This is a genomic window from Paenibacillus wenxiniae (assembly GCF_039822605.1).
Classification (GTDB): Bacteria; Bacillota; Bacilli; order Paenibacillales; family Paenibacillaceae; genus Saccharibacillus; species Saccharibacillus wenxiniae.
This window is the reverse complement of the sequence record NZ_JBCGUH010000004.1, coordinates 251,156-274,881: the sequence shown is the minus strand read 5'-3', so window position 1 is coordinate 274,881 and position 23,726 is coordinate 251,156. Positions and strand designations below refer to the sequence as shown.

The window sequence follows — 23,726 nt, the reverse complement described above, 5'->3', positions numbered from 1 at the left end:
CTTAGGTGTACACCCCCTGTGCCGTTGAAACAAATTCCTCTTCCAGCTTACGTCCGATGTGCCCAACAATCGTATCCAGATCGGCACCGCTATTAATGTCGCCGGTCGTCATTTGTACTGTTGGCGTGAGCGTGACGAAGTGCTGAATCGCCTGCATTTCGGCGAGATCACGCATCATTTTGAGGTCTTCGCTGGAGATGTCGACCGTTCCGCCGACATGGGCGAGGTTGTCTACATTGCCCACATTATCGATACTGGTTGGAAAAGCCGATTGATTAAAATAAGGATTTGTCGTTGCTGTATCCGTTTTTCCTTTTGGAGGAGGATAATTTCTATCCTTACCAAAAAAGTTGCTACCCAAACCGTTACCCATATTAGTTATATTGTGAGCAATATCTTTGCCCTTTTGCATTAAAGCTGTAGTATCATAGTATTCTTTACGTGGCAATCTTACTACATTTCCAGTTGCAACTGGAGGCTCAATTGCATCCATACTTGCTTTTAGTTTATTACTCCAATCATGACCAGTATTCTGAATCTCTTGATCTGTTTTAACATGGATCGTCGGCAAATTCGTTTTTTTTACTTTATTTATTAATGGCACCATTGCATTGTAATATTCACTGACTGATGCTAAGGCTTGATTAATTGTAGTAGCAAACGCAATGGCAAAATCTTCTGTTGCCTTTGTGATTCTGTATAACATTCCGATAATACCTACCTTGGCAGAATACACAAATTGTTCAAGTGCAAACTGAGGGTCTACAAAAAGATTTGCTAGAACTTCATATAATGCAACAAAGTGATTATATATAAAAATAAATCCGTTCAGTAAGGTTCCAACAAACACTAAGAAGCTGCCAATCAAAAGCCCTAATACATCCTCTCCAGTAATACCAAGCACGCTAAAATAATTAATAATACTGGTGAGAATCGCTATTGTAAGAAGTAATGGAATACTTAAAGCAAACAATACAGTTCCTATCATAAGAATCTGCGAAATAATCGTCACAAGGAATATGGTCGCAATTGCCATCAAAATGGGTTTAATAAGCCCCCAATTATTTTGCACCACAGTCACAAGATACATCAAACTCTCTATTAATACACCTACTACGGCAGCCACTACATTAAATGCGCTACTCAGTATTTCAATGAATGGGGCAAAATCTCCATTTGCCAATGCATCATTTAATTTTTTAATTGAAGGCATTAATGTTGAAAGTGCGCCTTCTCCCATTTGGGATAAGCTCGATTTAAAATTCCCAACTAGTGTACTCCACTCTCTTGAAGGCGTATCAATCATATGATTTAGTGCCGCCTCTGTCTTAGCAGACTGATTCATAATTTGTTCTAATGCGTTTAAAAAACCATTTACATCGCCTTTAGAACCTTTTTCTTTAATATCGGACTGATCGATAACACCTTGTGAAATACCAAAATTAGAAGCAAGAGAGGAAGTGTCTCCATTGTAAGCTGCAATGATAGAATTGGAGGCATCGCTCATACTTTTACCATCTGGCGAGAGAATACTTAATGTATTAGCATATTTAGCCAACTCGTCCAGATTTTTTTGTTCATTAGTAATAGAAAATAAGCTTAAGCCTCCTTTTAAATAATCCTGAACATCCTGCCCTGTCCTCAGAGCTTCCTTTCGAAAATCTTCAAATATTTTGTTTCCTTTCGCATTACCCCCTGCGTTCACAATGATCAGATCTTTCAAAAACTGACCTTGTGATACTGAACGTAATACTTCATACAAAGTTTGAAATACAGTTTTTACATTACTTAGAAATTGTTTAAAAGAATTAAGCAATCGATCCATTTGCCCTTGTATTCCTGAAATAAGTGTATCAGCAATTCCAATCGCTTCTAAAAATGCTGGCAATAATCTCACCTCTTTCCTTTTGCCTTCCGCTGTGCCTGCTTCTCCGCTTCCACACGAATCGCAATCATCGCATAAATAGCAGCTCGTTCGCGAGTCGACATGTTCATCAGATCATGCGGAAGAATACGCAACTCATGGAGGGCGTAGTAAGCGAAATTGGCCTCACTGTCGCCCCCGTTGATTAGTTTTTTACTTCAGTTACCAGCTCATTCATGTCACGGTTAAAACCGTTCAGTTCCTGCACACGCTCGCCAAGAGCAGCAAATTCACCCGGCAGCAGCATTTTGCGAAGCAGGGATTCAGCACCCATCACACCGTACGATTTTTGTAGCTCGGCATTTTTCAGATCAGGATAAACAACGCTTGCGCTCATCAGCTTCGCCATATAATCGTTCGGTTCAATCTCCGGGGTGTAGACACCGTTTTTGCCTTTCACTTTGCGTGTTGCTGCCTTACGACATTCCTGGTTTTCGTCCTCTGTCATACTGCGCAGCTTCCATGCGACTGGCTCACCGTCTGCATTTTTGAAACGTGTGGATACGATAAAATCTTCGGTTACGTCTGAAGCTACATTTTGTGCAAAAAATAAACTCAATTCACTCATAGGAAATGGCCTCCTGATTTATGGTATAGGGTTAAATTATGTTCATAGCACGTTAATGGTGCCTGCATTACTGTTCATTGACATACAGATAGCGTGTACGACCTTTTATTTCGATCGAACATTCGACATCTTTTCGTTAACAGGAATAGATATGCTCATGAATTCGATTTATTGCGAAGAACATATAGCACATCCATTCCACGTTATTTATTCGTTGTTATACGTATTTAATTTACAAAATTCTACGTTATACATTTTGGGAATAGCGGTTTCGCTGCATCTGTGAACGGTTGGTATCCGTATATAACGAGCGACTTACACCCGATCGCCTCTATAGCGAATATCGAAGTACACTGAATATCTACATCCATCTGTAACCAGTCTCTACATCCAGATGCACTAAGCATTCGCATTCAGGTACATCAACCCTCTTCATATAAATACATCAAGCATCCAGATCCACCGAGCCTCTATCCAGCTACATCAAGCATCCGCATCTTATGGTTTAGCACACTTTATTGCGCCGGAGCATTAAACGCCTGGTTAATATCTACCCCGTCAAACGTGAACGCCACTTCTTCTTCCAGCGCGTCCGACTCCGTATCCAGCGAAGCCATAATGACACTATCCAGATTGACGTCGCGCAAAATAATCGTCTGGTAGCCAATGCTGGACGTTGGGTCTTCGTTAGTCACTTCGATATCGAAGTACGTATCGACACCTGTTTTCATATAATCCAGCATCATCTGACGGAAACGGGATGTCATGTAGAAAATGGTCATCGTGCCGGAACCAGACCAGCCTGTTGCTTTATGCTGAACGCCGCGGCGACCGAGCGTTTTCACTTCTGCTTTTTGCTTTTCAACGGTAGCTTCCAATGTTTTAATATAAAACATTTCCTCCACCTGATTGTTAATCGTTGCAAATGCACGGCCTTCCTGACCGGAAATGGTGTCCTTCGCCTTCAAAAATGTCATCTTAAACCACCTTCACTTTCATGTATACTTTTTCCACGGAATCGACCGGTTGTACATTCAGTTCAACGACGATGCTATCACTTTCATTGCCAGCCGTTACAGTAATATCTGATTGTGCATCAAAGTTCTGCACCGCTCCGATATTTTGCAGATCATTCAAGTAGGCTACACATTGTGAGCGGAACAGGCTGCGTCCGTCCGTATTGTTGTTCACTTTACCGATAAAGTACGATTCAAAAATACGCTTCATATCGTTACCGATGCTGTCCAGTACACGCACGACACGGTTTTTAGCAAAATGACGTGCTTTTTCCGGTGTGTACGATACAAGTGTATTGATGTCCTGCTCCACCACTGCGCGATCATTGCCAGCGGTAAACAAGAACTCACCTTTTTGCAGCGCCGCTTCCGTCTCGGAATGAGTCAGCTTGCCGTTGACATCAATCGCATCATCGTAGGCTGTATACGTCAGTGACGCATTTACCGCCGCACCTGCGGTAGCACCGGTTACCCATGCGACCGTTTGCTTCGCATCCAGCACTGTACCATCGCTCAGCACAACACCATTTTTGACACTGATGATGCCTTCTTGATCCGCAGTGGGATAATTGGCAAGGACTGCCTGTACTTTTTTGCCTTCGGTATTACGCAGGCGTTTAATATACGCAGCATAGACCGATTTCAGGGAAGCATCGTCCGAAACGAGACCGACTGTTTGGAATTCCAGTGCTTCCAGTTGCGCCAGATACGCGGTATGATCCGCATTCGTTGCTGTAGTGCTTGTACCTCCGGTAAGTGGTGCACCTGCTGTAGCAACCGGTTTACCTTTACCAGAAAAAGTGACATACGCATTCGTAGTAAGTTGCTCTGCATCGCTGACCGTTTGCGTATCTACATTAGTACCATCCAGCAATGTGATCACGTCAAACAGCTTTTCATCATTGATATTCTGCTGTACAACGATAGCAAGCTGATTACCACGAACACCGCTATAACGAGCGGTAGCCGTAAGTGGGGCAACCGTAACGGCTGCTGGCGTACCATCGTTCAGACGATAGACGATCAGCTTATGTGCACGTTTAAGCGCTTCGCGAACGGGCAACATTTGCGGTGCAGTGTAGTCATACCCAAGCGTTGGCAGCGTATTATCGCCAGCGACAATCGTAATCGGTTTCTTCGCTACACCCCAATCCAGATTCAATGCCAAACTTGCGATGCCACGCTCACCGAGTGTTCCCGGCAGTTGTCCCTCTGATACAAAATTAATATAGACACCCGGGCGAATTTTATTTTGTGTTGTATATGTTCCTCCAGCCATTTAGTTGGCCTCCTTATTCATAAATTGATCTAGCAAATGCTGGGCTTGTTCCATCGTATACATATTGTCTGACTGAAGCAGACCCGCCAGCACATCCTTTTCCAGACGTGTGAATCGATCTGCTGTCAGAAATTGTTCCTTACGATAGGCTACCGCCTGTTCTGGTTCACTCATCGCTACTAAGCTCCTTTACGTGCATAGTTTTGCAGCTGTGCGATCCACTGATCATATCAACGTACAGATGAAGCATGTAGATGCTGATCCATCGTGCCCATCCGCACACCTGGAGCCGCAGGCTGTACCGTTCGTACTGGATACGCAATGCGCATACGCGGCACACCATCATCCGTATCCCAGCGCAGCTCACTCGCACGGCATAATGTCTCCCCACTACCAATCGTCTCCAGCGCTTCAAACAAACCTTCGATCTGTTCATCTGCGTATCGGTTATGGAGCGGCACATAACGAATTTCCAGCGTATACACACGTACAAATCGATCGCTTCGCTCTCTTGTAAAATCAACCGCTACCAATCGGTATTCCAGTCTTGGCTGCTCCGATTCCTTTTGCTCTGCACGATAAAATGGAACATCCGGAAAGCGTGTCGCCAATGACGTTTGCACGAGCGCAACTAACTGCTGTGCATTCATAGCAAATTCCTCCTTTATGGGGAAGGATGGCACCTCACCTCCTTCAACCAAATTTGTCGAAAAGCGAGTGTTGGTAGTCTGTTATGTTTCAATCCACGCCGACACCAACCTCCATACCTATGAATGAAATGATGTGCCTCTATCATGAGGAATACGGTGTTGCTCGTTTTCCGATATTACAATCTTATCTTGTTTTTCCCCTAACGAAGACGGTCGTTCGGACGGAAAAAGGACGATTATCGGCGAATATATGCGAGATCATAGAGTACGAAAGTTGCCAAAAAGCAGACGACACTGGAGATCGCCTCATAACTCGTAAGAAAACACAAAAAGAGCCTCCAGCACCTGCACCGGAAGCTCTTAAACCACAATTGAAATTCATTTTTCATTTCTATTAAGTATGGATGTATTTTAACGTATGGATGTATACCTAGCGCATCCTGAGCTGATTTCGTCTCATTATGTCTCGTTCCAGCTCATTTTTTCTCATTTCATCTCTTTACTTTATACATCTATATATTTATACAGCAAAAATTCAATACCACTCATCATATCATTATTGGCCGATTCTCAAGTTACATCCAATCCAAAAAGCACACTAGATATAACTTCATGCAACTTCGACTCTTCCATCTCTTCTACCTATACCGCCGCAGAGGCCTGACTCAAAAACAAGCTCGAATACAAATAAGAAATCATACCGAAGATCGGAATACACCATAGCACCATTGGAGATTCAAACGCATCTGGCAATGGCAATGCGCTGATAACGATTTGTGTTAGCAGTAATGCTACTATATTAAATAGAAGAAACTGAAGCAGCATACGACGAACATTGGAGCGAATCCAGCCATTAAGCGGCGCTAACACGATCAATCCATAGCTGACGAGCGGAATAAAGAAAATTAAAAACAACATAAGCTGCTCTCGCAGACTAACCGGCTCCATGACGGTCATCTGTTGTAGTGCAAAATTCAGATAGATCGCTCCGAACAAACCGACCACTAGCGATACAATCGTACTATCAAACAGCCAGGCACGACGGACATGGTTGGACCAGACGCGTTCAGATCCAGATGGGGTGGTGACAGGCGATTCACTTTTCACGGAACAATAACTCCTATCTATACATATTTATGTAAGGGGCATCACGTATTTTTTACCATAAAATAACATAAAATAATGAAATATGCTATCGATTCTGCCATTATGGTGACTTTTTACCCGTACAGTATGATTCTCTCTATGTGTACATAACCGGAGCAAGACGGCTACGAATCATATAAATAAAAAGACTGTCCGTTATCGGGACAGTCTTTACACTTCTGCAAACAGGTGATTATATTACAATGAGCTGCAATTCATATCTGTGCGGCGTATGCGTTTTTTCGCAGGTGCCAATTCATCGAGACGGATCATACTGCTATCTGCAAAAGCAAGTGCTAGTTTATAGAACGCTTTGCTGCGAATTTTGACATAGGTGTCTTTACTGATCGGCGGATCAAACAGATGACTGTATACCTTATAATCAAACACATCATCCTGCTTCAAATATCGTTCGCGAATGAGTAGCTGTTCACGTTCACTAAGACGAGCGACGATCAATTCTACTCGTTCGCAGTAAGCACGTCGTGCAGCAGGAGTATCTACATTGTAAATGGCTGCGCCAGCTGTCGGGTCGCTAGTCATATTTGTCGGTCCGTGCATTCTTGCTTCATAGGAAGCAGTTACTGACGTTTCACGAATTTCAAAGGTGATCGTTTTATAAATACGATATTTTTCAAAGACAGCCTCCACAGCAGTACGAGTCTGACGGCGGTCCAATTCGGGCAGAGAAATCATCGGGTTCATGTACAACACTCCTTTAGTGTAATAGTTATAATGAGTGGGGCTTTAAAATAGAACTTTAAAAATAGAGTTTTAAATGAAGCCATAAGCAGAGACAATTCGTTACAGATAGCATCTTATTTTGCCTTTTGGCAACAAAAACACAATGACATATGGCATGATGGCTGTTTGAACACGTCCTTTCCATCATACCAATTCCAATTTTTTGATCTTGTTCGCATCTTGTTCGCATTTCTTATTTTTAAGATATCATGTTAAGCGACTTTCGTAAACTGCCAAATTCCGTAGATTTTCCTATTCAATCCTTCATTTACTCTCTTTTCCTCACTCGATTATGCCTTTTGGCAAAGAGTGCATTTCCAATGTTTACCTAATGGCAATAATGGGGTATAGTTAAAGAAGGAATATATGCTGAATCCAGACGGATCTCGAACAGATTCAGCTTTGATATTGCAATCTGCGGCGCAAGAGGCCGGGAGAAAGGGTGTTTTGTCAGTGGAGCAATCTTCATTTGGACTATATTTGAAGCATATGCGTGAACAGAAAAAATGGAGCATTAACCAGCTGGCAGATGCAGCCGGTATTAGCACCTCCCAAATCTCGCGCATTGAGAATGGCAAGCGTGGCGTTCCCAAACCGCAAACGATTGAAAAAATGGCAGGAGCACTGGGCATTTCGTATGCTGAAATGATGGATCATGCTGGATATCTGCGTCCAGAAGAACACCCACCTATTCCAGAATGGGCAAGCTCACGCGATAAACGTGACTTCAAAAAAATGCTGGAAGAAGACGGAGAATTGATGTTCGATGGCGTTCCGCTGGATGAGGAAGACCGACAGCGGATCAAGGATGTGCTAACCGGGCTATTCTGGGAAGCCAAGCATATGAACAAGCGTAAACCGGTAACGCCTGCTCCTAAGGAAAGGCGTGGCTCCTAAAGCAGGCGGATGATGTGCTTCAATCGTCAGACGGTTCCACAGCTTCCTACCGGATGCTTCAATCCTAATGCTTAATCGAGGTGAATGATACCGATGGATGATATCGCAGCCAGGCTCGTACATCAATATAAGACCAATTGCCCTTTCGAGATTGCTACCGCGCTCGGCATACATATTCGCTACATGGACCTCGGCAAATCCACCAAAGGGCTGTACTACGCCAAGCTGAGACGACGCTTCATCGTCATTAATCAGGGGCTGTCCGAGCAATGGCAGCGATTCGTATGTGCTCATGAATTAGGACATGACCGCCTGCACAAAGGGCTTAGCCGTTTCTTTTTAGAAGAGCACTCTTATTTCTGGCCCGGTAAGCTAGAAAGACAGGCGAATTCGTTTGCGATTACCCTCTTAACGACAGGCCGCGAACAGCGTGATGATGAGACGCTGGAGGCATTTGCTATGCGTACTGGCATTCCACCGGAAATGCTATATTTTTTTGACGTTTAATCGAACATACGTTCCTCAATTTAAAAAACCCTGCTGCTCTGGATGCCGTCTGCTGTGCAGATGCGTTGTAGAGGGGCAGGGTTTGCTTGGTTTGCTTGGTTTGCTTGGTTTGCTTGGTTGGATAGGTTTGCTTGGATTGGTCGGATCTGCTTAGCTAGGCGTGTTCGTTTGGACGTTTGGGTAGGCTTGAACTCTGGTTTGGAGAATATATCTACGCTATGTTTTAATGAACATGTTGTAAAGATGAAGAAAGAAAGTTCAGTTTATTGTGTTGTAGCGACATCATGTGGTGAACGATCAATCACTCTGGTAAGGAATAAAAGGACGACCTCCCGCCTCGCACAGCAATCTATAGATTAGAAAAGAATGTAGATGCCCGTGCTCAAAACAGTAAGATATTTCGCTTGCAAAAATCACTTTTCATTGAACCTCAACAGCTTTATAAAATCTTAAACGCCTATGCCGACTCCATCCTGTTCCGCTTTATTAACATCTGCATCCTATCCACCACCTGTTAACTTCGGCAGGAACACCAGTCCCGTAATAATAATCGTCAGCAAAATGCAGACATTTTCTACGGCGGAGCCTTTACGTGTGCCGGTGCTCATCAGGTTGAAGCGTAAGCGCCATTTGAGTGGTGGCAGGAGACGGACACCGCGGTTGGTGAGTGAATCGGCTAGCAGGTGAAGCAAGTATGATACGCCGCCAGCAAACCAGATGCTATTGCCGGTATGAGAGGTCGTTCCATATAGTAGCGCTGTCCATGCGGCTGTGCCGTAGATCGTATGGGTTAAACCGCGGTGCGGCAAAAAAGTACATATGATAAGCAGGCTGCCGCCCATATAATTCCACGGTGAGATCTCTCTTCCGTATATAATGATGCCGACTCCAATCAGACACATCACGACTTTACGTAAAGAGCGAAGCGGCAAAAAGACGATAAACAGGATGGCTACTGCAATGCCCAGATCCCACGGCATACCGAACAAACCTTTCCACAAAATCCAGACGATCGCTCCTAACATAATGGTCTGTAATATGCGCAAAATCGGCTCAGACAACGTTTTGGAAACGAGGATTGAATTAGGCTCGTCGATATCGGGTAATAATGAACTAACAGCAGCGGCGACTACGGCAGCAGATGTAACCGGAACGCCTGCCATCGTCATAATGGAGACGGTTAGACCCGTACTAATGATGAAGTGGGATTTGCCCATCATAATGCAATATTCTTCCCTTCTATACTTTTGTAAATCCGCTGTTTTCACTCCATTAACCTCATGTTAAATTTTGGCTAATGATATAGCTAATGCTTCACTTTGTAGTATCGTTAATCTATACTCGGATAGTTTGTATGATTGATCCGGATTCACGATATGACCGAGAACACCATCCGGCACATAAGGAGAGTCTCTTATGAATCAATTCCAGCATTGGCGACGCATCGTACCGGTGATCACGATCTCTTCTTTGCTGCTGAGCGGCTGCAATATGTTCGGCACGCATTCAGCAGTTGAGCAAAATCAACTTGTGCGAAAAGGCGGCGATCAGCTGCCTGTGATCAAGCTTTCACAGTCCAATCGCACTCCTGCCAAAACGGCGCAGGAATATCCACTTCCGCCTGAACAACTCGTTAACCATATCCAACAAGGCAATTATGAATTGATCTACTCTCAAACGTCCGATCAATTCAAGCATGAAGTGAGCTGGGATGCTTTTCTCGATACGTTACAAGCATTTACTGGAGATGAAGCCACATATACATTGTCCTACAGCAAACAAGAGCAAAGCAAACTTCGCCAGCTATGGACGAATGTACAACATCATAAAGGGATTGTAGTTGTGTTCGCCGAGCATCATCCTAAATACCCGGATCATACGATACTGCATATGCGTCTAGGCGAGCTTACGCCTGCCGGCGATACGATTCAGTAAACGATATAAGTCTGCATCTGCGTCATCTTCACATCTACGGATACACCATATATTCACACTATTCCGTATCGTACTTCTACTCATTCAACCAGCAGGCAGGGACATACCTGCTCGATTGAACATCCACAGCGCGCGACGACTGCGGATCAAATAGATGATGATTATGATATGTAAAAGGTTAGCGAACAGCTATTCGTATTATAGCACATATGTTCGCTTTTGTGGGAAAGAAAACGCTGATGTTTGCACATCCATGCAAAATCAGCGTTTTTGTTGTATTTAGTCTTATTTATACGTTATGCCTCGGCTACAGCAGCGCCATCCAGCTCACGCAAGCGCTCCATAATCCGGCGTTTACGATACAGCATCCGTCCTGCCTCAGCAATGCCATCCAGTGAGTTTTTATTAACAACAGAGCCAAACAAAATTCCTGCAACCGGAACAGCCTGGAACATTTTACGCCAGCCAAAATTATCGCGATACGTTGTTACCACTTCGCGCCAGCCTTGAATTTGTGAAAATACCTCTTTGCTCGTATCTGCCTTTTCAAAGTCAGACAGCTCTTGTAGCACCGCTTTCTTGCCTACTACATCAGAAGAAGCGAATTGTAAGCATTTAAGAATAAACAAACGCTCCTGCGGATCAGCCGGATAATAGCCATAACAAAGCGCAATTTCCTGTAGCACTTTCAAAGAAATACCGATCATTGCCGGAATATCCGCAGCAATCGTGAAAATCCCACCGATACCGGATGCAGCACCCTCGATCGCCGCCAGATTAGCGCGACTGCGTGATAGATCCATCGCTGTATCGTCCATCACACGAAGCGGTAACCGTGCGACATCTCTAGGCTTAAGCTCTGAATCTGGCTGTCCGCTTGCTTTGGCAAGCTTTTTCATCATCGCCTTCGGAGAAATCAGATAGGAACCACCGGATTGGATAAAACGTCCAATTTCATTCAAAGCGATACCCAGCTTATCGCGAATGAATTTGGGAGTTAAGCGATCTAACACCGCAAATGGAATACGCCCAATACGGTCTAACCATGATGAGCCATGCTGATTTTTTTCCCATTTTATAATCTGCTGTAGTTCCTGCTCCAATTGTTCACGTGTCTCGTGTATCTCCATCATCTGATCCCTCCAGCTTTCTCAATTCATCATCTTTGCTAACTTGCCCTATACGAGCTTTTTAAGACTATTATACTCAAGCTGGCAACTTGAAACACGTGATAAACAACATGATCATTCCTTTTCTTTTGTCTGCTGTTGTTAAAGGATGAGCACATACAAAAAAAGACACAGTGCTGTAGCCTGCGTCTTGCGTGTGATCGTTATGTTTCTGCCCGTTCACGGCAGAAATGTTCATTTCAATACTAAGCCGTCTGTTACGCAGTTGGCGCAGTCGGTTCTTGCTCAATCAAAGATGCAGTTGTATCAATATCACGAACGGGCGCGTAAGTTACGCTATCAATGACAAGACCTTTACCTACAGGCTCACCGTTTACCGTAATCATGACTTTTTTGAAGTTCGATTCAAAGTTAGTTTGATGCATAATGTGTCACTCCTTGCTGTTATCATTGTTTTGTTAGTGGGATGGATCATCATAACATCGCTACGAACGATCCGACTATGACTATATAGTGTCGTTGATCCTTTATCGCTAAGGATCAAAAATAGGAAAAGTTGGTGTGAATCGCATCGCATGGACGAGAGCATTCACATGATTATTCAGGACAAATAGCTATTACCCTGTCTTATTCCACTTTAAACATAGGTATGATAGCTACTTAAAATAATGCCATCTAATCTAACCTCACTGGGCAAATGTATATCCTACAACGTCTATACATGTAATCCCAATGACAGAAAAGATGACTGCATGGAAGATTTGCTCTACTTTACGCTAAAATTTGGATATTGTCAACATTACATTTGGTATTTTTTTGATAAAAGTTTCAAATTCGGCACCTTTTCTGTGTTTATTACGTATATAATGACGGTAATTCACAAATAATACTGATGCAATTTACGTTTCTACTTTTGTTTATACACAGATCTTGTTTATATTCATTTCTATTCTTTTTAATATTTATCGCTATATCGTCTTTACATTTATTATTGTGAATACGAGATGACGAACTTGCAGATCTCATGCTTTGGTTAGGTATAATGGATTGTAGTTGTTTTAATTGTAATTCTAGTTAAAGTCACTCTTGCATACACATCAATTATGGTATCCGCATCGCCCTCTATACATGCTGTTCATATTGCCTATATAAACGCTGTTCATATTGAAGGAGGAACAACCACACGAATGAAATATAAACGCCTTATGCTGTCCGCCCTCTTCACGTTAACGCTGACATGCACCGGTACACTGTGGAATCAATCTACAGCTCATGCCGGTTGGTGGGAAGATTATAAAAATGGTATCCAGAGCTTCACCGAGCTTCCACAGGAGGTCAATCAACTCAAACAAAACTACGATCAGGCGATGACCCAGCTTGATGAAGCGAAGCAAAATATGCAAGCTTTTCGCGATGAAAACACTCGCCTTGCCGAGCAAAACGAATTGCTCGCCCAAACGGTCAAACAATTACAACAAGCTGAAGCCGAACGCGCTGCTAGCGCTCGTTTCTGGAAAACATTACTGTTTTCTGCCATCGGTCTTGTGTTGCTCTGGTTCGTGTTCACCCGCCTCGTTCGTTTTGGACTACGCCGCCGTTAATGTTACGGCGGTTTTTTTGTGCCATTATTTGTGTAATCATACTTGCTCTGGATAGATCAATAGAGAATAGCAGGCGAGAGATTCATGAGGTATACAAATGTACGTTTTCTAAGACAAAGTAGATTAGACTTTGCATGTAGTCTCATCCACATACAGTACCTTGACCGAGATTAATTTTAACTTTACATCCGATTTAAATTCTTATTCACAAAAATGCCAGCACACGATCAAATATAATATTTAACTTGGTCCATGTGGCGGCTGGTAGCATAGCTATCTGGCTGATCATTACTAGTCTAGCCTGCTCAAACTTCACGTTCTATAACAACCGCGTATTCATGCTACAATAAATGCAAATCGCCTTCCCGCTCGCCGGTTCCATTTATCACCATAAACATGTATCATAATCCACACGTATTAGGATTAACTTTCGTTTATTTACTCGTTTATTTATGCTTATCTTCATTTATGCTCATCTATACTCATCGTATATATTTCATTCACATCTCTTATTCGACGCACCCTATTCTAAGGAGGTTTACCCGATGCAACTGGAATGGCAGCAATCTTCAACCCTTCCACATGGCGGTCAGGCGATGATCGTTAAGCTAGCTGACGCCGAAAAACTGCATATGCTGCATCCAGGTCAGATTATCGCCTATGAAGGTCCCTCAGCCGGACGTAACGATCGCCTCATGGATGTGAAAGGCATGTACCGGAAACGCAATCTGATTCGGGCTGACTTTACCGGGCCTTGCCGTTTTGTCAGTTCTTTACCGCCTGGCTTCAATCTGGTGCCAATCCGCATTGATGCAGGTAGCGATCTGCTGTATGATTTTCGCCATTTGTTTTATTATACAGCCGGGATTACGATGCAAACCCGATTGCTCAAGCTAAAAAATATATTGATCACCCGCGATATTATCAAGGTGAAATTCAGTGGCGAAGGTGAAATCGGTCTGCTCACACGTGGCGCTGTCGTCGAGCTGAATCTGCATCCCCAAGAGCCAATTTATGTCGATTCGCGTAGCCTGCTTGCCTATCCCGAAAATGCTGATTTGCGGCTAAGTGTGTACGGCAATCATCTGGCCAGCCAGCATATGCATTATCAGTGGGCAATTACTGGCAGTGGTTCAGTTTTGCTGCATAGCGGTCATGATCATGGGGAGCTGGAGGAGCACCTGGAAGATAATAGCCTGTTCAAGCGTATTTTGCGTGAGGTTATCCCATTTGGCGGTATTTTCATTAAATGAACATTGGCTGAACGGTTTCTGAGTTGTTGCTGAAGCTTTGATGATTTCCCACCTAATGGGGTTGGAGTGCAATATAATCTTCTTATACCTGACATGTACAGTATGGGATAAGGGATGACAGCTCGTTGCTGCTGTATTTAAAATATACCTCATCCTATGGGATGCGTATGGGATGCGACCCAATAGGAGATATGCTTAAATACGGAATGCGATCAACATCCGGCAACGCGGCAATGCGATCCGTTGCTTAGGGTGTGTGTACATCCATTCGCTCGACGCTCTCAACGACTATACTATGCTGGTCATCGCAGGTTCCAATCTTACACCATACACAGCCTGGAGGAGATGTAGATGACTTCGATCAAACAACTTACACTATATACCGCACCGTTCCACCGTATGCTTGAATTTTATACCAAGGTGCTGGGGGAAGATCATGTGCACCAGCAAGCAGATGCGTTTACTATCACATTAAAAGAGTCGCAGATTCAATTCCGTACTGCTGCTGGTGAAACGAATCCTTTTTACCATGTAGCGATCAATATTGCTGCCAATCATTTTCAAGCAGCCAAAACATGGTTGAGTCGTTTCGGTGAGCTACTTACGGAAAACGGCTCAGATCAAGCTTATTTTAAATTTTTGGATGCGTATTCCTGTTATATTGAGGACCCGGCTGGCAATATTATCGAGCTTATTGCACGCCAGCAGGCTGCTCCTGTACTGGACGTTCCATTCTCACCAGCACAGTTGCTAAGTATCGGTGAAATTAATATAACGACGCACGATGTCCAACAAGCCGCATTGTTGCTGAAACAGGCGTCCTTGCCGGTCGAGTTAGATCAAATGGAGACGACCGGATTGAACTTTGTTGGGGAACAGGACATGTTTTTGCTGCTCGGTCCTGTAGGACGGCGCTGGTTCTTTTCCAAACAAGTTTCAGTGATTTACCCGCTGCATATTGAATGGTCTACAGGAGCCAGCCTGTCGGTACTGGATACGGGCGAATTGGTGATCTAGTTCATTGCTTACTGGACATACGTAGACGATGCAGTTGCTGTGTCATTTGCTCGTCTCTTTTGCTCGTGATCTTGTTATCTCGATATATAGAACTTCCTTCTCCTGCTCATTAACTAGATCGATATAAGCTGTTGATTCTGCTCCTTATTGGCTGGACATAATGGACATAAGTAAACAGCTCATTCAGCTCGTCATTTGCTGGCGAGTTGTAAGCTAGTGGGCTTGCTCGTCACTTATTCACCAGAAAAAACAAGTGATCCAGCTTATCAATTGGACGCAAAAAGCCGAGCTTCGCTCGGACAGCACCTGGCTGTTCGTATACGAATCTCGGCTTTTCTAGTGGCGTAGCGCTCTTTTTCTGACATCATGCTACCGGTTTATGACGATAACTGAAACGATGCTACTTTTACATTTCTCCAGAGCGATCCAGCATTTACTTTTTCATCGTCCATACATTAAACTTCGGATCGACGAGCTTGTTCAGCAGCTTGAATTGGGTCTGGTCGATATACGCGATCAGCAGATGTTGGCCCAGCGTCATATATACAAATTCGCGTTCTCCACCGCGCTGACGATCCAGCATAATCATACGATCGAAAAACGATTTGTCTACCCATTCGCTATAATACTGAATATCCCATTCTACACGCTCTCCCCCATGCAGGAAGCTAAATAACACACGCTCCTGTTCATGGTCGAGGCAACTACGGATATGGCTCATATCCAGCGCTCCGCCGGTCATCATCACCATACGTTCAGCCAGCTGACTGTACAAATCCGTATTTTCCACAGCTTGCAGATCCACATACCAGAGCTGGTCGCTTGGATAAGCACAATTTAGATCTGTATCTTCTTTACATACCTTTTCTCCAAGTGAAATAAGCAGATGCGTATACGGCTTCTCCTCATACCAGGACAGTGAATTGCCAGCTACCACCTGCTCCATATCCATGTTTGCCTGGAGGTGAATTCCGGCTTCTTGCAGCTTACTCCATTGCTCAGCTAACGGAATCGTTTTATTGCGAAAAAAACTGATCATTACTAATCTCCTCTCTGGACAATCCATCAGATTGGCATTCTTTAACGTCCCTTTTTGTCGCGCTTCCACTATTCCAGCGACATTGTTCGTTCGTGCCGCCATTTCGCATCTATTGTGTTGTTCGCCAAATGTTTGAACTCATAGATTCAGACACCACTCTAATCCAGCGCTTATATGCAACGATCGATTCGATCCACCTCAGCCCGCTATGGGCCTTCGTTATCATAACCGCTAGGAGAATACGAATACAAGCAAATGGTTAGAATGCTTCCTTATCCCCATAAGATGCATATTTTGCCTCATCGCTTCTCATTTTATTAGAGTGTCCCTTTTGCGTATCATCCAGTTATTACTAAATATACAGGGCATAGGCTATAAAATCCTGAGTCTAAAGACTCCATGCTTCAAATTTTGAGGATATTTGTCATAATGTAGCTACACATAAATGCAAGTGCTAGTCATATATACCCATCATTTTTAACATTGAAAAGGTTAAAAAGCCCGTAATACCGCATTTTTTTGAATTTTAATATCTTTTAAACGTGGACAACTTATTCGGAAAGTAAGCTGTTACATCGTTGTTGGTTTGCTATCGCCCAGTAAGGTGATCCTACCTTTAGGCTTACGTCTTTGTACCCTATTTTTCTTATCAATGTACAGATGTAATCAATATGTATATGGTGATATAAATAGCTGCTCCGCTGTATGTACAGTGGAAGCAGCTATAAGAGGGTTTAACTAAGGTCGGATTCATCCGTTGTGGAACGATAATCTTTCGGTTTATGCTCTTCCGGTCCCGGATACACTTCCCAGATCGCTTCAATAATACGGTCGAACTGGTCATCATCTTCTTCAATGATCTGCTCTACCGCTTCAATCTCTTCTTCTTTACCGGATTCATTCAGAAAATGTAAGCTATAATCCCAATCGTGTCCACGCTTGGAAAACAGCGTCAGTTCATACGGCTGTGTATGCCCTTCTACTTCAAGCTCTACACGCCCAATGTAGCCTTTTTCTGGCTCTTCTAATCGTTCTAGCTTCGGTTGACGAATATGAATGGTTACCATTTCGTTTCCGCCTTTCTATATTGTTGTTAATTGTGAGAAATATCTCCGTATATATTCGCTACATCAGTAAAAAGCTGTAGATTCTCCTATGTCAGTGTACTCTAGAAAGGTGATATGGGCAATTAATATAGAAATGCAATATCCTGTTTAGTAAAAATGAGGTTTTTCCCTGTGGAAAGACCTCATTTTAGCTATACTTCTAGTTTCGTATAAAAATTATTTAGCTGTTATTACTTTTACGGGTACTAAACGATTCGTTGTTGTTCCGTCACCTAGTTGCCCGTAAGTATTCTCTGCCCATGACCAAGCCGTTCCATCTGCTTGTAAAGCAACTACAGATCTTTCATTATTAGAGATACTAACGACTTTACTAATTCCTTTTACTTGGGCAGCAGCTTCTCGATATTTTTGGGTTCCATCTGCTAATTGTCCATAGACATTGTCTCCCCAGGTCCACAAACTTCCATCTTTTTTCACAGCCATTCCATTCTGAATCTGAGTAACCTGAGTCAATCCAGATACCTGTGTAACATTAAATTTTTTAGTGCTGTCATTGTACCACCATCGCCATACTGTCCCATCTTTTTTCAGAATAGTACTTGACATCAGCTGCTGAACATTAGTCAATTCTGATACGATCTTGGCAGAAGTCGTATCGTACTGCCAAACGGTTCCATCATTTTTCAGAGCTGCAATTCTACTAAGCTGACTAATGGATGTTAAGTTAGGTACTTGACGCAAATCAGAATTTGGGCCAAAATACCAAACGGTTCCATCATTTTTTAGTATATAATTGACTCCACTCAAACTAACGATCTGTTGAATATTTTTAAGTGGTTGTCCTCCAATTATAATTCGTCCAGGCATCTTTTTGTTAGCAAGTCCCTCACCCAGGCTAGCATCAGAGGTCGTTCCCCATCCCCATAAAGAGCCGTCTGTTTTGAGGGCAAGCGTATACTTATCTCCGCCAGCTAACTGTTTTACATTTCGGATATACGTGCGTACAGCTTGGGATTGGTTGGTCGTCGTTCCATTACCCAGTTGTCCTGATTCATTCTGTCCCCACATCCATACCGTTCCATCTGCTTTGACCCAACCCATTTTGAAGTCTAAGCTGAATACTGCCGGCGAAGGTGCAGACGATGAATCCACCTCAAGTTTCACAATAAACCAGCCCGGTTGCGACCATTCCGACCATGCGCTTCCATCTTTAACACGTACACGAACTTGATATTTAATATTTTCAGAGAACTCTTGACTTCCAATCCAGTTTCCGATTCCAGTGAAACTTTGGGCTCGATCCTGTTTTAGTTCACCTGAATCCAATATTTGTGTTCCTTGCTCATCTAGCACTTGAATCTGCATATCAGTAAATACGGTATTCGGCATATTATCTTTTTGCTCCCAATTGAAGGTGAATCGCGAATTACCGAGCACTAATGGATTTTGAGCAGATGCTCCCAGCTCAAGCAATTTAGCTGTTGGAGGCGTATTGTCGATTACCTTCACTGGTGTAGAGCGATTAATTTTTGTTCCATCGCCTAATTGTCCTTGCGCATTACTTCCCCATGTCCAGGCTGTTCCATCTGCCTGAAGAGCAATCAGCGAATAGCCATTAGAAGCTATACTTGTAACCTGATCCAGACCTTGAACTTGAGCAGGATTTTCCCTGGAAGTATTGGTACCATCTCCTAATTGTCCAGCACCATTAATCCCCCATGTCCAAACCGTTCCATCTTTCTTCAGTGCCATTCCAGTTTGCACTTGAACGATCTGGCTTAAACCTGTAACTTGACTTATTGTTGTTTTTTCAGTTGATTCATTATAAGCCCATTTCCAAACCGTTCCATCTTTTTTCAATAAATAATTTCCTGTTAATTGAAGCACATTCGTTAACTCCGGTAGTTTTTTTGAATAGCCGCTACTGGATATCCAAACCGTTCCGTTACTTTTCACAGAGTAATTCTGATAAATTTGAGAGACATCATTAATATCAGATATTTGACTTAATCCGGATGCAGATCTTCCACTAAAATACCAAACGGTTCCATCATCTTTTAGTATATATGGTACAGAAGATAAACTGATTTGTTTAACGTTTTTAACTGCTTGTCCACCGAAAGTAATTGGTTTAGGAACTTGCTTGTCTACACTCACATCACTTAACATTTTCCACTGCGAAGTTCCCCATCCCCAGACGGTTCCGTCATTTTTCAATGCAACGATATATTGATCTCCGTTAACTAATTGTTTGATATCATTCACATTAACAGGTATGGCATCAAGTCGACTATTATTTGTACCGTCACCCAATTCTCCGTAGGTATTATCACCCCACATCCATAAACTACCATCATTTTTGATCCAACCTATAGTACGATTCAAGTTGAATACACGAGGAGCAGAAGTTGTAGTCATTTCACTCTTCACGATGAACCAGCCCGGCAGTGACCAGTCAGACCACATACTTCCGTCTTTAACACGTATTTGAACTTGAAGCTTCACATTTTCTGGTAGATCTTGATGGGTGAGCCAGCTACCTGTAGCAGATGCCATTTGTGTTTTATCTTGCTTTAGTTCACCAGAATCTTGTATCTTTTCACCTTTCTCATCTAATACTTGAATTTGCATATCACTAAACAACGTATTTGGCATATTATCTTTTTGTTCCCACTTAAAGTCGCCTCTTGGATTAGCTATCTGGACTGAATGTTCAGCACTTTCTCCAAGTTCTAGCACTTTAACTACAGGTGGGATATTTTCAAGAACACGAACAGGTGTTAAACGAGTCGTTTTCGTTCCATCTCCCAATTGTCCTTGATCATTTAATCCCCAGCTCCAAGCTGTTCCATCTGCTTGTAAAGCAATCAATGACAATCCATCAGAAGAGATACTTACAACCTGATTTAAACCTTTGACTTGAGCGGGTGTTTCGCGATAATTCGTCGTACCATCCCCAAGCTGTCCGTTATATCCTTGTCCCCATGTCCATACACTTCCATCTTTCTTCAATGCCATTCCATCTTGAAGTTGTGCAATGTCACTTAATCCTGTGATCTGTTTAACCGTTGTTTTTTTAGTAAACTGATCATAGTACCAACTCCAGACCGTTCCGTCTTTTTTCAGCACGTAAGATGATGTAATTTGTTGAACATCGGTTAGCTCTGGCAAATCCTTTGCATAACTATTATCAAATCTCCAGACGGTTCCATCACTTTTCACCGCATAACCCCGAATAAATTGAGTAATAAACTTCAAATCTGGCACTTGACGCAGATCAGAGAATCTACCGAAATACCATAAGGTTCCATCATTTTTCAAGACATAGTTTGAACTGTCCATATAACCTATTTGCTGAATATCTTTAAGTGGCGTGTTTCCTAGCACAACAGGCACTGGCGTTTTTATACCACTTTGTATTACACCTAGACTAGAATCATATGCCGTTCCCCAGCCCCAAACGGACCCATCGGTTTTAAGAGCAAGCGTATAGGTGCCCCCGTTAAATATCTGTTTTACATTTTGAATATCAATCGGGATTGCGTTCAACTGAGTTATATTGGTACCATCTCCCAATTGACCCGTATCGTTTTTACCCCACATCCATACGCTTCCATCTGCTTTCAGCCATCCCATTTCACGATTTAAGCTAAATACGGTAGGTGCGCTAGGCTCAGGTAAGATGCTAAACCAACCTGGTTGTGACCATTCAGACCAAATTGTCCCATCTTTGACTCGTACTTGAACCTGAAGTTTCATATTTCTCGGCAAATCTTGTGTAGATATCCAACTAGCGTTTCCAGTTGTTATTTGAAGCTTATCCTGCTGTACTTCTCCAGAATCAAGTATTTTTTGCCCTTTTTCATCTAGCACTTGAACTTGCAGGTCACTGAATACAGTATCTACTGCTGTATCTTTTTGTTCCCATTTGAACGTCACCTTAGGATTGGTTGTTGTTTTTGGACTTTGAGCACGTTCTCCCATTTCCAATAATTGAACCGTAGGAGGTGTGTTCTCAACAACTTTCACTGGTGCAGCCCGATCTATTGTTGTTCCATCACCTAAACGCCCCTCATAGTTAAAGCCCCAGCCCCAAGCCGTTCCATCTGCTTGTACCGCAAATGTCGATGACCCACTAGCGGATACATCCACAACATTACGTAAACCTTTCACTTCTTCAGGCATCGTGCGTTGCGTAGGCATTTTACTATCGTCTATTGTTCCATAGCCTAGTTGCCCCCACATATTGGAGCCAAATGTCCATACTGTACCATTTTGTTTTAATGCTACAATGTGTCCGCTTCCTGCTTCTACTCGAATAATCTGACTTAATCCAGGAACTTGATTCACTACAATATCGTTACTATCACTTTTCGATGTCCATTTCCAGACAGTTCCATCTGTTTTCAGACCATATCCATACGTTATCTCCTTTACATCCGAAATGCCTTTTAATTGTACGATACTGGAGCCAGTATATTTCCACACGGTTCCGTCGCTCTTCAGAGCATATTCGCCTACAATCTGAATAACGGATGTAAGACCGTCTACTTGATATAAGTCGCCTGAAGGTGCACCAAAGCGCCAAACAGTTCCATCGGTTTTTAATATATAGTTCATAGCTTGCACACTAGTAACAGATAGAACAGAATCTACCGACTTACCATGCAAAGTCACTAATTTAGGTGTACCTGTATAAGGGCTTAAATCACCTATAGCATTGTCAAAAGATGTCCCCCAGCCCCACAGTTTTCCATTTTCTGTGACGGCTAATGTATATAGACCTCTTCCTGAACCACCACCATTAGATAATTGCTTTACATTCTTGATGTTGATTGGAATGGCATTCGTTTTAACAATTTTAGTTCCATCACCAAGATTGCCTTCAATATTGGCACCCCATACCCATAAGTCTCCATTCTCTCTACTCCATGCTGCATTTCCATTCAAAGCAAAAATGAATTTCTTGTGCAATGGGCTAGCTATAGTAGAAACTTCCAAAGCATCACTTAATGAAGATTCTGTATCGGTATTGCTAATCGCAGTAACTTGTACTTTATAAACTTTACCTGGCACAAGCTGTTCCAATTCAACACTGGTATCACTTATCGATTTGTATAAAGCATTATTCAGATAAACCTTATACATTTTAATGCTAGATTTCTGACTATCTGGAATTTCCCAGCTTAGATTTTTCGTATACATATCTACATTGGTAGCGGATAGATGAATCGGCGCTGCTGGTAATATCAATACAGCTGGAGATGAAGATATTCCTTCCTCCGTTACAGCAGTTACCGAAATCGTATACGACTTGTCTTTAGTGATCGATTGCAAACTATATTTCGTTTCAACAGTTTCAGTAACAACCTCACCGTTTACTCGAACAATATACTTTTGAATCGCGCCTTGACTCGTGGATGTGTTCCATGTAACTGTTGCCGTTCCGTCTACTGGCTTGCCCATCGTCAGGCTTGCCGGTGTAGTCGGAATATCGCTATCCAAAGTTACAGGTACAATCTCACTTTGCTCTGATTGCTTACCGGCATCATTCACACTCTGAACTGAATAGTTATAAGTCGTTCCAGAACGCAAATTTTTGATGCTATACGTCAAAGTAGAAGTTCTACCAATCTCTACTCCATCTTGATAAATAACATACTCTTTAATGGCAGACGCACTATTTGACTTGTCCCATACTAGATCTATCGTATGCATGGTAGAACTTTTCACCTTCACATTAGCTGGCTTAGAAGGTACATCGATTGCTGTCTCCATCGTTAATGGATCACTTGGTTTGGAGACCTTTTCCGTTTCGCTGACAGCTTCAACAGTAATTACATATTTTTGGGCTGGTTGAAGTGCTGCCAGGGTATAGGTTTTAGTTGTAGAAGTGCCGACTTGCTTGCCATCTACAAAAATTCGATACTTCTCAATTTTGAATTTGTTTTCA

The 23,726-nt window shown here is 42.8% G+C and carries 20 protein-coding genes; 6 read left to right on the top strand and 14 right to left on the bottom strand.

Annotated features, from left to right (window positions below):
* Window position 1 precedes the first annotated feature (1 nt).
* The 8 genes from AAHF22_RS09915 to AAHF22_RS09880 all read right to left on the bottom strand — a co-directional run bounded on the left by AAHF22_RS09915 (window position 2) and on the right by AAHF22_RS09880 (window position 7,288).
* Window positions 2–1,888, bottom strand: coding sequence for a hypothetical protein (locus AAHF22_RS09915; RefSeq protein WP_347324835.1), 1,887 nt, complete (start codon window positions 1,886–1,888; stop codon window positions 2–4).
* A gap of 181 nt (window positions 1,889–2,069) precedes the next feature.
* On the bottom strand, window positions 2,070–2,492 hold the full coding sequence (locus tag AAHF22_RS09910) for a phage tail assembly chaperone (RefSeq protein ID WP_347324834.1): 423 nt from the start codon (window positions 2,490–2,492) through the stop codon (window positions 2,070–2,072).
* Window positions 2,493–3,007: 515 nt separating this feature from the next.
* A complete protein-coding gene (locus tag AAHF22_RS09905) occupies window positions 3,008–3,469 on the bottom strand; it encodes a phage tail tube protein (protein ID WP_347324833.1) in 462 nt (153 codons plus the stop codon).
* Window position 3,470: 1 nt separating this feature from the next.
* On the bottom strand, window positions 3,471–4,787 hold the full coding sequence (locus tag AAHF22_RS09900) for a phage tail sheath family protein (RefSeq protein ID WP_347324832.1): 1,317 nt from the start codon (window positions 4,785–4,787) through the stop codon (window positions 3,471–3,473).
* Entirely contained in the window at window positions 4,788–4,961 is a 174-nt protein-coding gene (locus AAHF22_RS09895; RefSeq protein ID WP_347324831.1) for a YqzN/YkzM domain-containing protein, read from the bottom strand. It lies immediately after the preceding gene.
* Window positions 4,962–5,017: 56 nt separating this feature from the next.
* Window positions 5,018–5,437: a phage tail terminator family protein gene (locus AAHF22_RS09890; RefSeq protein WP_347324830.1), complete on the bottom strand. Its 420-nt coding sequence runs from the start codon at window positions 5,435–5,437 to the stop codon at window positions 5,018–5,020.
* A gap of 642 nt (window positions 5,438–6,079) precedes the next feature.
* On the bottom strand, window positions 6,080–6,544 hold the full coding sequence (locus AAHF22_RS09885) for a hypothetical protein (RefSeq protein ID WP_347324829.1): 465 nt from the start codon (window positions 6,542–6,544) through the stop codon (window positions 6,080–6,082).
* A gap of 237 nt (window positions 6,545–6,781) precedes the next feature.
* On the bottom strand, window positions 6,782–7,288 hold the full coding sequence (locus AAHF22_RS09880) for an ArpU family phage packaging/lysis transcriptional regulator (protein ID WP_347324828.1): 507 nt from the start codon (window positions 7,286–7,288) through the stop codon (window positions 6,782–6,784).
* Window positions 7,289–7,780: 492 nt separating this feature from the next.
* Between AAHF22_RS09880 and AAHF22_RS09875 the strand changes: the two genes are divergently transcribed.
* Window positions 7,781–8,224 (top strand): helix-turn-helix domain-containing protein, encoded by a 444-nt coding sequence (locus AAHF22_RS09875; protein WP_347325003.1) that lies wholly within the window; start codon window positions 7,781–7,783, stop codon window positions 8,222–8,224.
* 93 nt (window positions 8,225–8,317) lie between these two features.
* Entirely contained in the window at window positions 8,318–8,731 is a 414-nt protein-coding gene (locus AAHF22_RS09870; protein ID WP_347324827.1) for an ImmA/IrrE family metallo-endopeptidase, read from the top strand.
* Window positions 8,732–9,231: 500 nt separating this feature from the next.
* Here AAHF22_RS09870 and AAHF22_RS09865 read toward each other — a convergent pair whose 3' ends face one another.
* A complete protein-coding gene (locus AAHF22_RS09865) occupies window positions 9,232–9,951 on the bottom strand; it encodes a metal-dependent hydrolase (protein ID WP_347325002.1) in 720 nt (239 codons plus the stop codon).
* Between the two features lie 196 nt (window positions 9,952–10,147).
* Between AAHF22_RS09865 and AAHF22_RS09860 the strand changes: the two genes are divergently transcribed.
* Entirely contained in the window at window positions 10,148–10,666 is a 519-nt protein-coding gene (locus tag AAHF22_RS09860; RefSeq protein WP_347324826.1) for a hypothetical protein, read from the top strand.
* A 296-nt stretch (window positions 10,667–10,962) separates the two neighbouring features.
* Here AAHF22_RS09860 and AAHF22_RS09855 read toward each other — a convergent pair whose 3' ends face one another.
* Window positions 10,963–11,796, bottom strand: coding sequence for an EcsC family protein (locus AAHF22_RS09855; RefSeq protein ID WP_347325001.1), 834 nt, complete (start codon window positions 11,794–11,796; stop codon window positions 10,963–10,965).
* 257 nt (window positions 11,797–12,053) lie between these two features.
* Window positions 12,054–12,221: a hypothetical protein gene (locus AAHF22_RS09850; protein ID WP_347324825.1), complete on the bottom strand. Its 168-nt coding sequence runs from the start codon at window positions 12,219–12,221 to the stop codon at window positions 12,054–12,056.
* A 762-nt stretch (window positions 12,222–12,983) separates the two neighbouring features.
* Here AAHF22_RS09850 and AAHF22_RS09845 point away from each other — a divergent pair.
* From AAHF22_RS09845 to AAHF22_RS09835, 3 genes are all read left to right on the top strand, one after another.
* A complete protein-coding gene (locus AAHF22_RS09845; RefSeq protein WP_347324824.1) occupies window positions 12,984–13,397 on the top strand; it encodes a hypothetical protein in 414 nt (137 codons plus the stop codon).
* Window positions 13,398–13,942: 545 nt separating this feature from the next.
* Window positions 13,943–14,650: an AIM24 family protein gene (locus AAHF22_RS09840; protein WP_347324823.1), complete on the top strand. Its 708-nt coding sequence runs from the start codon at window positions 13,943–13,945 to the stop codon at window positions 14,648–14,650.
* A 351-nt stretch (window positions 14,651–15,001) separates the two neighbouring features.
* Window positions 15,002–15,667, top strand: a complete 666-nt coding sequence (locus tag AAHF22_RS09835) for a toxoflavin lyase-like VOC family protein (RefSeq protein WP_347324822.1) — start codon at window positions 15,002–15,004, stop codon at window positions 15,665–15,667.
* A gap of 433 nt (window positions 15,668–16,100) precedes the next feature.
* Here AAHF22_RS09835 and AAHF22_RS09830 read toward each other — a convergent pair whose 3' ends face one another.
* The 3 genes from AAHF22_RS09830 to AAHF22_RS09820 form a co-directional block, all read right to left on the bottom strand.
* Complete coding sequence (locus AAHF22_RS09830; RefSeq protein ID WP_347324821.1) at window positions 16,101–16,706, bottom strand: hypothetical protein; 606 nt, start codon at window positions 16,704–16,706, stop codon at window positions 16,101–16,103.
* Between the two features lie 734 nt (window positions 16,707–17,440).
* Complete coding sequence (locus AAHF22_RS09825; protein ID WP_347324820.1) at window positions 17,441–17,773, bottom strand: hypothetical protein; 333 nt, start codon at window positions 17,771–17,773, stop codon at window positions 17,441–17,443.
* Window positions 17,774–17,989: 216 nt separating this feature from the next.
* Window positions 17,990–23,551 carry a fibronectin type III domain-containing protein gene (locus AAHF22_RS09820; protein WP_347324819.1) on the bottom strand — a complete coding sequence of 1,854 codons (5,562 nt, stop codon included), beginning with the start codon at window positions 23,549–23,551 and terminating at the stop codon, window positions 17,990–17,992.
* Window positions 23,552–23,726: the final 175 nt, after the last annotated feature.